The 12,176-nt window shown below is 42.5% G+C and carries 11 protein-coding genes; 1 reads left to right on the top strand and 10 read right to left on the bottom strand.

What is annotated here, in order from left to right; genetic code table 11:
* Nucleotides 1–6 precede the first annotated feature (6 nt).
* Nucleotides 7–444 (bottom strand): DUF411 domain-containing protein, encoded by a 438-nt coding sequence (locus ACIH2S_RS16420; protein ID WP_430247733.1) that lies wholly within the window; start codon nucleotides 442–444, stop codon nucleotides 7–9.
* A gap of 448 nt (nucleotides 445–892) precedes the next feature.
* Between ACIH2S_RS16420 and ACIH2S_RS16415 the strand changes: the two genes are divergently transcribed.
* Entirely contained in the window at nucleotides 893–2,473 is a 1,581-nt protein-coding gene (locus ACIH2S_RS16415) for a methyl-accepting chemotaxis protein (protein WP_036956060.1), read from the top strand.
* Nucleotides 2,474–2,542: 69 nt separating this feature from the next.
* On the opposite strand, the gene ACIH2S_RS16410 is transcribed toward ACIH2S_RS16415, so the two are convergent.
* The 9 genes from ACIH2S_RS16410 to accC form a co-directional block, all read right to left on the bottom strand.
* Nucleotides 2,543–3,751, bottom strand: coding sequence for an ATP-grasp domain-containing protein (locus tag ACIH2S_RS16410; protein WP_036956063.1), 1,209 nt, complete (start codon nucleotides 3,749–3,751; stop codon nucleotides 2,543–2,545).
* A complete protein-coding gene (locus tag ACIH2S_RS16405) occupies nucleotides 3,723–4,889 on the bottom strand; it encodes an MFS transporter (RefSeq protein WP_234413544.1) in 1,167 nt (388 codons plus the stop codon). Before ACIH2S_RS16405 ends, ACIH2S_RS16410 begins: the two co-directional genes overlap by 29 nt.
* Nucleotides 4,886–5,914, bottom strand: coding sequence for a threonine aldolase family protein (locus tag ACIH2S_RS16400; RefSeq protein ID WP_108478428.1), 1,029 nt, complete (start codon nucleotides 5,912–5,914; stop codon nucleotides 4,886–4,888). The genes ACIH2S_RS16405 and ACIH2S_RS16400 overlap by 4 nt, the downstream gene beginning before the upstream one ends.
* A 289-nt stretch (nucleotides 5,915–6,203) precedes the next feature.
* On the bottom strand, nucleotides 6,204–6,500 hold the full coding sequence (fis, locus tag ACIH2S_RS16395) for a DNA-binding transcriptional regulator Fis (RefSeq protein WP_004258438.1): 297 nt from the start codon (nucleotides 6,498–6,500) through the stop codon (nucleotides 6,204–6,206).
* Between the two features lie 14 nt (nucleotides 6,501–6,514).
* Entirely contained in the window at nucleotides 6,515–7,492 is a 978-nt protein-coding gene (dusB, locus tag ACIH2S_RS16390) for a tRNA dihydrouridine synthase DusB (protein WP_036956067.1), read from the bottom strand.
* A 329-nt stretch (nucleotides 7,493–7,821) separates the two neighbouring features.
* Nucleotides 7,822–8,706, bottom strand: a complete 885-nt coding sequence (gene prmA, locus ACIH2S_RS16385) for a 50S ribosomal protein L11 methyltransferase (RefSeq protein WP_036956069.1) — start codon at nucleotides 8,704–8,706, stop codon at nucleotides 7,822–7,824.
* A 244-nt stretch (nucleotides 8,707–8,950) separates the two neighbouring features.
* Complete coding sequence (gene panF / locus ACIH2S_RS16380; RefSeq protein ID WP_036956072.1) at nucleotides 8,951–10,411, bottom strand: sodium/pantothenate symporter; 1,461 nt, start codon at nucleotides 10,409–10,411, stop codon at nucleotides 8,951–8,953.
* Complete coding sequence (locus tag ACIH2S_RS16375; protein ID WP_108478429.1) at nucleotides 10,401–10,643, bottom strand: DUF997 family protein; 243 nt, start codon at nucleotides 10,641–10,643, stop codon at nucleotides 10,401–10,403. Before ACIH2S_RS16375 ends, panF begins: the two co-directional genes overlap by 11 nt.
* A gap of 176 nt (nucleotides 10,644–10,819) precedes the next feature.
* A complete protein-coding gene (accC, locus tag ACIH2S_RS16370) occupies nucleotides 10,820–12,166 on the bottom strand; it encodes an acetyl-CoA carboxylase biotin carboxylase subunit (RefSeq protein WP_036956076.1) in 1,347 nt (448 codons plus the stop codon).
* Nucleotides 12,167–12,176 lie beyond the last annotated feature (10 nt).

Raw genomic sequence — 12,176 nt, 5'->3', positions numbered from 1 at the left:
GGAAAACTAATAACGAGCAAATACGGATTGGCTACCATCCTTTTTAAAACTCATCACTGAATAGGCTTGTTTAAATCCGCTTGGTTGCTCCATTCCTAAACTGCCTGCAGGCATGCCTCCGACAGCAATACCCGCAACGTCATCGGGTAGTGTATTGATTTTCGCTAAGCTATCGAGAGGAACGTGACCAACAACCAGCTTGCCATTAATTTTGGCGGTATGGCAGCTGCGTAATGAGTTAGGTAAATTGGCTTCTTGATTGATTTTATCGATCTCTTGATAGGTGACATCGTGAATTTTTACGTCATAACCTGCGGCTTTTACTGCTTCACCCCAAAGATGGCAGCAACCGCAACTTTCTTCTTTGTACAGGTCAACAACTTGGTTTGCTGCAACAGAGGAAAATGACGCTGCCAATAGTGCAGTGAATAACAATTTTTTCATATCAGTATTACTCCAAAAATAAGACATTGTTATTTAAATAAAAAAATAAGGGTGCGAAATTTAAGCAGGTTTGTATTTCTCTTATTCGAGTTCTTATGGAACCTCTGAACCATAAAGCTTCCCGTAGGGGGAAGCTCAAGAGCTAAAACAGATTTTTGCTTATATTTACAGAACCTGATGATGGCGTTTTCTTACAGAAACAGAGCAATACTTTGGGAGGTCAATCACAAACTGGAAGATAGGGTAATTGTATGAAAATAGAACTCACATGGATAAAAAACAGGCATTATGTCTCTAAAATCAATCATTAAGCCAATTTTTAATCGGATTATTTTGAGCTTTTTTTGATGTCTAAAAGTTAGAAAGCAATTGAAAATAATTAAATTTTTCTCTTTTACCGCCGATAAATTAAACAAAGATCATTTTATTTTATCAAAAGAGAAATTCCATGCAGAAACTTCGAAATTATTCAATACGTGCTGTGATGCTCGTACTACTTGGCATTTTATGCCTAAACCTTGGGGGCATAAGCCTGTATAGCGGTTGGTCCTTATCGCGCATTTCTGATGGTATCCATGTTGACCGACAACTGGTGAAACAGATGACGGTACTCAGTCAGGGCAATGACCAATATTTTCGTTTTGTCACTCGCTTAACCCGTGTGATGGAAACCAAAAATGAGGGCAAAGAAGGGGATTACGCCTTAGTCAAAGACGCGCTTGTGAACATGGAGCGTTATCTTGAGGAGATGAAGTCAATTTCCCCAGGCCCGATGGATAAAGCCATTTCCGATCAAGTGATTAATAGCTGGCAAGCGCTGCTAGATGAAGGCGTGAAACCACAATTAGCCATTTCCATGGGGGATGATAAGGCGGCTTATTTGGCACATGCCCATAATGTCACGCCAGCATTGAGCCGCACATTCGGCGCGGCTATCACCCAGTTTAACCAAACTGCGGATGTGATGATTGAGCACACGCGAGAAGCAGTTGATGAACATATGAATATGACGCGGATAGTGATTATTATTGCGACCATTTTTGGTTTGCTGATTTTGATCTTCACTGACCGCTATCTCGCTAAGATGATGCAACGACCGCTGGAGCTGATACGTCAATACTTCGATAAGATTGCGAAAGGGGATTTAAGCCAGCCAATCGAGCCATTTGGTCGTAACTGTGTGGGTAAACTTTTTCCTCTGTTAGAAGAGATGCAGAACAGTTTACGTGATGCGGTGTTGACGATCCGCAATGGTAGCGAAAGTATTTATCGTGGTGCGACAGAAATATCTAACGGCAATAGTGACCTTTCCTCACGAACGGAAGAGCAAGCCGCAGCGTTGGAAGAAACCGCAGCGAGTATGGAGCAAATTACAGCTGCAGTACAACTGAATGTGGAAAATACCCATCAAGCTAACCAATTAGCCGCTGAGGCCTTTGTAGTGGCTAATCAAGGGGATGCGATTGTTGATTCCGTGGTGAGCACGATGGATGAGATCTCCCAGAGCGCCAAAAAAATCTCTGACATCATCAGCATGATGAATGACATCAGCTTCCAGACCAATATTTTGGCACTGAATGCCTCCATTGAAGCGGCGCGAGCAGGGGTTCATGGTCGTGGATTTATGGTGGTTGCTGCCGAAGTTCGTAAGCTTGCTAGCCACAGTGCCGATGCGGCAATGGAAATTGAAAAGCTGATTGCGGAATCAAGTTCGTGTGTGGAAAAAGGCACGCATTTGGTTCATGAAATGGGCTCGACAATGAGCAATATTCTGCAAGGGATCAACGAGGTGACGGCGATTATGAAACAAATCACGACAGCTTCGGAGGAGCAGAGTAAAGGTATCGCACAGGTGGGGGTTGCCATCACTCAAATGGACAGTGTGACACAGCAAAATGCGTCTTTAGTTGAGCAAGTGGCAACAGCAGCAAGTTCATTAGAACATCAAACTGAAGAGCTGCAGGAATCAGTCAGTAAATTTCAGTTAACAAATAATGAGCGTAATTTTACCGAAGTGACGGTTGCCTAATATTGGCAACCATTGCATCGGTTTGAGAAGCCAAAACTCAGTATGAATTTGCGTTTGTACTGGGTTTTTTTATTTATAGAGGAGTTTTACATGATTAAGCCAACTCTCCGCTTTCTTCCCTGCTAAATACCGCTCAGAGGCGGTTGTTATTACGTAACCCAGTCGACTGTAGCTGTCTTTCAAGGTTGTTACATGTATTGGTGTGGGAACAAAATTAAACAGTAGAGGGGCACTTAATTGAGGATTGGCATGAAACCCGATAATTGTTCCTGGTTTCTCTGAGGTTAGAAAACGAATCGACGTATACTGTTTATTGGCGCAGAGTTTCGGGGTGTACACCATGTCTTTGACGTGCAAAGAAAGGTAGCACTCAACTAAATCAAACCCTGTTGATTGATAGCAAAGGGTATCAATCATCCCCCCGGCAACGCGGGGGTTAATTTCAATGAGTTTTATTTCACTGTGACTAAGCTTGAATTCAACGTGAGCAACGGTGTGGGATAAGCCGATTTGAGTGAGCCACGCTATGATCGTTTTCGTGATGTTTTCGATATCAAGAGTGTCATCGGGAAAGTCATGACCAATTTCGACAGCATATTGCCCTGATGTGGTGTATTTTTTGGTGACACCGAGTATTGTCCACTCGTTATCTTTAGAGTCCCAGTAAGCTTCTGCACTGTATTCATCCCCTTCAATGAACTCTTCAACAAGATAATGAGGGGAGAGCTGATATCCTCGACGGTTAACCCGAAATTCAGATAACGCCTGCACAGCAGTGAGTGCATCTTCCTCTGAATAACATATTGTTACTTGGTTGCTACCACTGTCATCGCAGGGTTTTATCACTACAGGGAACTGCATATTGTTCAGGTCAAACTTGTCATGGATATTGCCAACTTTGTAGCGACAATTGGCATTATGTTGGTGTAAATACTGCCGAGTCAGATGCTTGTAACGACAGGCTGTTAGGGCAATTAAACTTGGCGAAGGTAAATTGAAGGCGTGGGATGCTGCGGCAGCATTGATTAATCGATAGTCATCGAAAGCGACGATACCGTACAGGTTATAGTCCAGGGCATGGTTTAAAATCGCTGCCATGGAGTCTGTATTTAGTTCCACAACTTCATCAATATAGAGCATTGGGTTATCAGCCAGTTGAGCATAATAATGACGTTCTTTGGTGAATAAAACCGTGTGATAACCTCTCTCTTTTGCCAATTTGATGGCGCTGACGCCAGTACCGGAGATATTACATTCGAGAAATAGGATGGTTTTCATCAGTGCTCCTTAAATGGATAAAATATTCAGCGGTGAATAGAACAATGAGGATTAAAAGTAGGCTAGTAGGGATATAGGTGTGCATTTGAGTGTGATTAGCAATAATACCAATATAAGCACCAAGGGACTCAGCTAACCCCCAACAGAATATACAAATAGATAACGAGAGTTTTTTACGGGTGAACGGGCATTTTTCAATCGCTAAACTGTTGTTATAGGGACTCCAAATTAATTCGCTAAAGGTAAATAGGATTATCAGCAAATAAAGTGTGATTAATGCGCTGAAGTTTAAAAATAAAAGCAGGCTCGCAATCAGAAGAAGGCTGAATTTGTAGATAATAGATTGATGGGATTTTTTCTGTTTATCAATATATTGGGTCACTTTGATTTGCAAAAAAATGATCATAAAGGCATTCAAAGCGAATAGATAAGAAACCGTAATATAGTCTCTAGCATTTTGATAATTTAGCTCAAATAAGTAAGCCAAATTGCGGAATACAAGCCCCAGCATAAAGAAAGGAATGGCGCTATAACAGAGAAAAATCCCCCATTCTAAAAAGCTGGCAGAGGCTTTCGTTTGTTGGCTTTGTGTTGGTTGAGTATGTTTTGTATTCGTTAAGGTTAATGAGTACAGGGCAGCAATGAACATAATGGCGGCAGGAAGAAAGATCACTCCGGAATAAAAACTATGATAAAACCATTCGCCCACAGCACCACCGACTGCCGACGAAATATTCACAATGACATTTAAGATTGAAAAACTTTTCACTCTTTCTGAGTGATTATTATTTTCAGCAATAAATAAACTGGTACTGACATTCGCAATAGAAAACCCCGCACCAATCAATGCGGCAGATAACAGAATTGGGTAAAAATTTGAAATGAAATAGAGTGAAATAATAGATGTTGAGGAAATTAGATAGCTTAAAAATAGCGTTTTTTTATAATTAAGAAAATCAATAATAAAGTGGGTGAAGAGAGAAAAGGCACGGCTAATGAAAAGGAAGACAAAAATAATAATTGCGGTTTCACTCTCACTGATATTTTTATAGTGAATAAGATAGAGGGAGAAAAAAGGTAGAAAACTGTAAAAAGAGGTACCCGATAAAAATCGAGTGGTCATAATTTTATTTATCATATTGTATGCTTTCTATTTTTTTTTAATAATAGCTCAAGTTGGTAGAGCATTGTCTCTGAAATATTGCTGCTAGTGACAAAACGCACAATATCAGCTGTCCAAGCGGTGGCTAACACCCCATGGCTTTTTAACTTTTGAACAACGTGCTCAGCATCTGGCACTTTTATCATAACGATATTAGTTTCGACTGGATAAGCGAGTTGAAAATAACGTGAAAGAATAGACGCGAGATGAACTGCATTTTGGTGATCGGTGTGTAACCGAGAGTCATAATGTTCCAGCTTATTTAAGGCAATAGCTGCCAGTAATCCTGATTGATGTAGCGCTCCACCATACCATTTTCGGTATCGTTTAGCGTTTTCTATATGATGCTGACTTCCTACTAACACTGAACCAAATGGCGCTCCAATGCCTTTTGATAGGCAGATATTGAGAAGATCGATATCTTTGGTATATTCTTGCGGAGGAATATTAAGGGAGATGCAGCTATTTAATACTCGGGCACCATCTAAAAACAAAGACATGTTTTTTTCAATACATAGCTGCTTGAGTTTCTTGATTTCTGCTAATGGGAATACGATTCCACCGTAGGTACTGATGCTACTTTCTATCGCAATGATTTTGGGAGTAGAGTATAAATTTGACCAACGAGCTTTATGATTAATTGCTTGAATAACATCTTGTTCAGTTAAAATACCACTTTGTGTTTTAACATTATTAATAATTAAGCCGTTTAATGCTGAGGTTTGGGATGATTCAAAAAAACAAATGTGGTAGCCGACTTCAGTAATGACTTCATCACCTATAGTGGATAAAACTTTTAAACCAATCTGATTGCTCATTGTGCCTGATGGCATAAATAGCGCATTTTCTTTATTAAATAATTCTGAGATATAGGATTCTAGTTTTTTGACATAAATATCTTCATTATAACAATCATCGCTAATATAATTAAAATTGATATTATTTAGGTCCTCTTTATTTATCCTTGTTAGCGTATCACTTCTTAAATCGATAGTTACCATTTAAGTCCTTTTAGTTTTCATTGATGAGAACAAGAAGATTTTTGAATTTATAAACCTAGATAGAAAATGGCAAGATATAAAAATGAGGATTTTATTAATTGTGATAATGCTCATGAATAAAGGCTAGGATTAAAACAAGATGAATTTATTTATAAAATATATGATTTGCGAATTAGAAAGAAGGATGATTATTAAAAATAGGGGGATCGTGTTCAGATCGACAAGGACAAAAAAAGCCCTTTCTAAAATCAGAAAGGGCTTCTAAAAACACTGCATTAACCGACTAGGATTAGTTCATGCCGTATTTTTTCAGTTTCTTACGCAGAGTTCCGCGGTTGATACCCATCATCAGGGCTGCACGGGTCTGGTTTCCACGGGTATATTGCATAACCATGTCCAACAAAGGCTGTTCTACCTCAGCCAATACCAGCTCATATAAATCGTTAACATCTTGATTATTTAATTGAGCAAAATAGTTCTTCAGTGCTTGCTTAACTGAGTCACGTAACGGTTTTTGAGTTACTTGATCTTGTGAATTTACAGTAGCAACGGTTAGTACGTCAGAATTTACGCGTTGTTCGAACATAGTTCTGTCAGCTCTTATCTTTTATTTACGCAAAAATTTTCAAAAAATGCTTCCAACACCTCCAGCTGTTCGCTGGCATCCTCAATGGCGTTGAAGGAGCGCCGAAACTGGTCATCAGGTGCATGTTCTTGTAAGTACCAAGAAACATGTTTGCGCGCTATACGGGCTCCCTTGCCTTGACCATAAAAGTCGTGCAGTTCCCGTACATGCCCTAACATAATGCTTTTCACGTCAGCCATTGGCATCGGTGGCAATATTTCACCTGTGTCCAGATAATGTTGGATTTCCCGAAAGATCCAAGGTCTTCCCTGAGCTGCTCGTCCTACCATCAAGGCATCCGCCCCTGTGTAGTCTAAAACAGCCCTGGCTTTTAGCGGGTCAGTAATGTCGCCATTGGCAATAACCGGAATGGAAACAGTCTGCTTAACTGCCCGAATGTTGTCATATTCAGCTTCGCCGTTGAACAGACAGGCTCTGGTTCTGCCATGAATGGTCAGGGCTTGAATACCACAATCTTCGGCCAATTGGGCAATCTCTATGCAGTTACGCTCTTCAGGTGACCAGCCTGTGCGGATTTTCAGTGTGACTGGCACATCCACAGCGTTTACAACGGTCTCTAGGATTGATTTTACAATCTCCGGATAACGCAGTAAGGCTGAGCCTGCTAGCTTACGATTCACTTTCTTAGCTGGGCAGCCCATATTGATATCAATGATTTGAGCGCCGCTCTCAACGTTAATTTGAGCTGCAGCAGCCATTTCATCGGGATCATTGCCAGCTATTTGAACGGAACGTACCCCGAGTTCATCGCGGTGAACCATCCTGAGTCTCGATTTATCTGTCTTCCAAACTTGTGGGTTAGAAGAAAGCATCTCCGATACCGTCATTCCAGCACCCATCGCATAACACAGGGACCTAAACGGTTTATCTGTGATGCCTGCCATGGGGGCAGCAATAAGACAGTTTCTCAACTGATATTGTCCGATTCGCATAACTAAATGGGGGCCATACTGTGACTGCAAGGGCGCGTATATTACGCATTTTTTACGAGATATGAAAGGACAAACTTTGAGCAAACGGTTATTTATCACTAACTTTTTTATCTTGCTTTTTAGAAAATAATAAAATTAGTGTTATTTAACAAGTTGTTAGGTGTTTTTTAACAACAGGCGCTAAAAATAACGATTACTTTGAATATCCAAGACTCACTTCTCGAGCAGAACAGATTATCATCAGCTATTGAGCAATATTTGAGCTGTAAGATAATCCATTCTGCAATTAATTTCAAAGAAATTATTCTTTGATTTTTACCGCAAACCCATTAAAAATGCTTGACACCAGTGATACGGCACCACTCATCTTTCTCTGCAACAGGGTCAATATTGAAGTCAGCACGATAAGCATCAGCAACACTTTCAGCTTGGCTGGCTAATACGCCAGACAGACCTAAATGACCACCGGCGCGCGGTAGCACACTGATCATCGGTGCAAGCTCACGTAAAGGGCCTGCAAGGATGTTAGCGACTACGACGTCAGCCTGAAGGTCTTGAGGTTGGTCTTTGGGTAAATAGAGCGACAGACGCTCTGAGACGCCATTACGCTCCGCATTATCGCGGCTCGCAAGAATCGCTTGTGGATCGATATCGATCCCGATCGCACGCGCTGCACCGAGCTTTAATGCTGCGATAGCTAAGATCCCTGATCCGCAACCGAAATCGATAACGGTTTTGCCTTCAAGATCCAATCCATCCAGCCACTCAAGGCATAATGAAGTCGTCGGGTGGGTTCCCGTGCCAAAAGCTAAGCCAGGATCTAACATCACGTTAACTGCAGTTGGATCTGGCACATCGCGCCAGCTAGGGCAGATCCATAAACGTTGACCGAAACGCATTGGGTGGAAGTTATCCATCCATTCGCGCTCCCAATCTTTATCTTCAATTTGTTCGATTTTATGAACGAAGCCGGCGCCGAGTAATGGGCTGTTTTCTAACTGAGTGACCACCCATTTCATATCAGTTTCAGCGTCATATAGACCGATAACATCGGTATCGCCCCACAGGCGAGTTTCTCCAGGAAGTGGCTCGAAAACAGGTGTGTCGTGGCTGTCTTGGAAGGTGACGGACACGGAGCCTGTTTCCATGAGTTCATCGCCAAGGGCTTCTGCGTCTTTTGCGTTTGAGTTTAGTCTGATTTGTATCCAAGGCATTGTTTTTTCTCTTTTAAAATTCTCGTCATTCTTCACGCCATAGCGTTGCTCTTCACTCTTCACGCCATAGCGTTGTTGGCTGCTCTCGCTAACCCTAGTCACATACTTGTGTATGCTCCTAGGGATTAGCTCGTTTGCCGCCTAGCTATGACGCGAATTATTTAGAGCACTAAAATGGTTTGCTATGTTTCACGTCAATATTGAGAGCATTACATTTGTTCATTTACATTAGGTAAAGTCAAAATCAATGAGTGCTAGTTACCTGTTCATTTGGTGCCGATTGTACTGGATTTTTGCCAAAAAGATTACCAATCAAAAAGGCAATCAGGCTCAGGAACAGTGATGGCACAATGGCGTGGAAGCCCATAATTTCAATCTTAAATGAGGCGAAAATAGCGTAGCAAACACCGCCAACAATCATGCCGCTCAGGGCGCCAGTGCCGTTGGCTTTTTCCCAATATAATCCGAGAACCAATGGCCACAGGAATACTGCTTCTAATCCACCAAAAGCTAATAAATTCAGCCAGATAATCATTTGTGGTGGATTCCACGCAGCAATCAATAATAGCGCCCCTAAAATTAACGTTGAGAAGCTGGAAATGCGCGCCAGTTTTTTCTCATTTTTAATTTGCTCAGGTGCGGCGTTAAGGTAGATATCTTTCACGATCGTTGCTGAAGATTGCAGTAACTGGGCGTTAATGGTGGACATAATTGCGGCCATTGGTGCTGCCAGGAAAATCCCCGCGGCAAATGGTGGAAGAACCTGAACCATCAAGGTCGGGATCACTTGGTCTGGAATGGTTAAATCCGGTAGTATGGCACGCCCCAAGGCACCCGCGAAGTGCATACCAAACATCAAGATGGCCATCACGATGGTGCCCAGAATAATACCTTTATGAACGGCTTTGCTGTCTTTGTAGGAGATACAGCGCACCGCAGTGTGCGGTAATCCGATAACCCCAAAACAGACTAGCACCCAGAATGAGGCCATAAATGGTCCGCTGAGGATATCGTTGGCTCCTTCTGGGGAGACCAGTTTCGGGTCGATAGCATGCATTTTTTCCACGGCAGCAGGTAAACCTCCCGCATGGTAGATAATGGCAACCAGCAAAATAACGGTGCCAAGCAACATGACCAGCCCTTGCAACGCATCGTTGAGGACACTGGCTCGGAAACCACCAATCGCGGTATACAGCGCGATAGAGATACCAAAAATCATCAATCCATAGGTATAAGGAATGCCGGCTGCGGTTTCGAGTAGTCGTGCGCCACCGATAAACTGCACCGTCATTGCCCCAAAGAACGCGACTAATAAACTTACGCTAGCAAACCAAACGAGAAAACGACTTTGGTAACGGGCGTAGAGCATGTCGTTAAGGGTAACTGCATTATAGCGGCGAGCTAAGATAGCAAATTTTTTGCCAAGTACGCCCAAAGAGAGCCAGATCGCAGGTAGTTGGATCATGGCGAGGAGTACCCAGCCTAACCCATATTTGTAGGCGGCACCGGGACCTCCGATGAAGGAGCTAGCGCTGATGTAGGTTGCGGTGATGGTCATGGCTAAGACAAAGCCGCCCATCGAGCGATTACCTAGAAAATACTCGTTAAGAAATTCGCCTTTCGTGCGTTTTTTATAAGCGTAGAGCGAAAGGAGAAAAACGAGGAGCAGATAGCCGATTAAGGGCAGGAGAACTTCAGTCTGCATCTTTCTCCTCCAGCGAGATATCTTTGAATACGAGTTTAACCATCATGATGCATAGCAAAATAAAGATGATAGGGAGAATCAGACATGACCATTCAAACCATAACGGTAATCCGGTAACACCAAGTGTGTTACTGGGTAGATAAGCACAAAGTACCCAACCTATCATGTAGGCAATAGTCAGATATAGCGCCCAACGAGCTTCCCTGTTTGATTGAAGAAAACGTTTGTCCATCCGCTTTTCCTCCTCATGTTGACAAAAATAATCGGGGATTGTACGACAATCTGAAGGGGGAGTGTGAAAAATAGCGTAATAAAACCGATAATCCTGCCATTTATAGGCAAAAAAATACCGGAAATTGACTTTCCGGTATTTATTTTTAATGACGAAAATATCGATTATTCAGGGGATTATTCTTGAATACCGAGTTTTTTCTCCAAATAGTGGATATTGGTTCCACCTTTGGCAAAGTTTTCATCATTCATGATCATCTGTTGTAATTCGATGTTGGTTTTAATCCCATCGATGATCAGTTCGTTTAACGCGTTTTTCATACGAGCAATCGCGATTTCACGAGTTTCACCGTAAGTGATTAATTTACCGATCATTGAGTCATAGAACGGAGGTACAGAGTAGCCTGCGTAAATATGAGATTCCCAACGAACACCGAAGCCACCCGGAGAGTGGAAACGAGTGATTTTACCTGGGCTAGGCAGGAATGTATGCGGGTCTTCTGCGTTGATACGACATTCAATCGCATGACCGTGAACATTGATCTGATCCTGAGTCACAGATAATGGTAAACCAGATGCTACACGCAGCTGTTCTTTGATTAAGTCAACGCCGGTGATCATTTCGGTCACTGGGTGCTCAACCTGAATACGGGTGTTCATTTCGATGAAATAGAATTCGCCGTTTTCAAATAAGAACTCAAAAGTACCAGCGCCACGATAGCCGATTTCGATACAGGCTTTTGCACAGCGTTCACCGATATTACGGCGAATTTCTGGGGTGATCCCCGGTGCTGGTGCTTCTTCAACCACTTTTTGGTGGCGGCGCTGCATTGAACAGTCACGTTCAGCTAAATAAACAGCATGACCTTGACCATCTGCCATCACTTGGATTTCAACGTGACGTGGGTTTTCAAGGAATTTTTCCATGTAAACCATGTCGTTGTTGAATGCGGCTTTTGCTTCTGCACGGGTCAGGTTAATGGAAGATTCGAGATCTTTCTCATTACGAACCACACGCATACCACGACCACCACCACCACCAGATGCTTTGATGATAACTGGGAAGCCGATGCGTTTAGCAATTGCTTTGTTCTTTTCAGTGTCGTTACCCAATGGACCATCAGAACCTGGTACACATGGAACGCCTGCTTTTTTCATCGCGCTAATCGCAGAAACTTTGTCGCCCATTAGGCGGATAGTTTCAGCTTTTGGGCCGATAAAAATGAAACCTGATTGTTCTACTTGTTCTGCAAAGTCAGCGTTTTCAGACAGGAAACCGTATCCTGGGTGAATCGCCTGTGCGCCTGAAATTTCAGCCGCAGCAATGATAGCAGGGATATTCAAGTAGCTTTTTGCTGAGGCAGCCGGACCAATACAAATAGTTTCGTCTGCCAGCAATACGTGTTTTAAATCTCTATCTGCCGTGGAGTGAACCGCAACAGTTTTGATGCCGAGTTCTTTACATGCACGCAGAATTCGCAGTGCAATTTCCCCACGGTTAGCGATAACAATTTTTTCCAGCATGGAAACGCCT

Source organism: Providencia lanzhouensis (genome assembly GCF_050469745.1).
Lineage (GTDB): Bacteria > Pseudomonadota > Gammaproteobacteria > Enterobacterales > Enterobacteriaceae > Providencia > Providencia lanzhouensis.
Note: the sequence above shows the minus strand (reverse complement) of the source record. Positions and strands in the feature narration are given on the sequence as shown.

Excerpts from the sequence above, each read along its gene's own strand:
- accC (WP_036956076.1), bottom strand. The coding sequence starts at position 12,166 with ATGCTGGAAAAAATTGTTATCGCTAACCGTGGGGAAATTGCACTGCGA.
- ACIH2S_RS16420 (WP_430247733.1), bottom strand. The coding sequence starts at position 444 with ATGAAAAAATTGTTATTCACTGCACTATTGGCAGCGTCATTTTCCTCT.
- dusB (WP_036956067.1), bottom strand. The coding sequence starts at position 7,492 with ATGCGAATCGGACAATATCAGTTGAGAAACTGTCTTATTGCTGCCCCC.
- ACIH2S_RS16415 (WP_036956060.1), top strand. The coding sequence starts at position 893 with ATGCAGAAACTTCGAAATTATTCAATACGTGCTGTGATGCTCGTACTA.
- panF (WP_036956072.1), bottom strand. The coding sequence starts at position 10,411 with ATGCAGACTGAAGTTCTCCTGCCCTTAATCGGCTATCTGCTCCTCGTT.
- ACIH2S_RS16375 (WP_108478429.1), bottom strand. The coding sequence starts at position 10,643 with ATGGACAAACGTTTTCTTCAATCAAACAGGGAAGCTCGTTGGGCGCTA.
- ACIH2S_RS16400 (WP_108478428.1), bottom strand. The coding sequence starts at position 5,914 with ATGGTAACTATCGATTTAAGAAGTGATACGCTAACAAGGATAAATAAA.
- ACIH2S_RS16410 (WP_036956063.1), bottom strand. The coding sequence starts at position 3,751 with ATGAAAACCATCCTATTTCTCGAATGTAATATCTCCGGTACTGGCGTC.
- prmA (WP_036956069.1), bottom strand. The coding sequence starts at position 8,706 with ATGCCTTGGATACAAATCAGACTAAACTCAAACGCAAAAGACGCAGAA.
- ACIH2S_RS16405 (WP_234413544.1), bottom strand. The coding sequence starts at position 4,889 with ATGATAAATAAAATTATGACCACTCGATTTTTATCGGGTACCTCTTTT.
- fis (WP_004258438.1), bottom strand. The coding sequence starts at position 6,500 with ATGTTCGAACAACGCGTAAATTCTGACGTACTAACCGTTGCTACTGTA.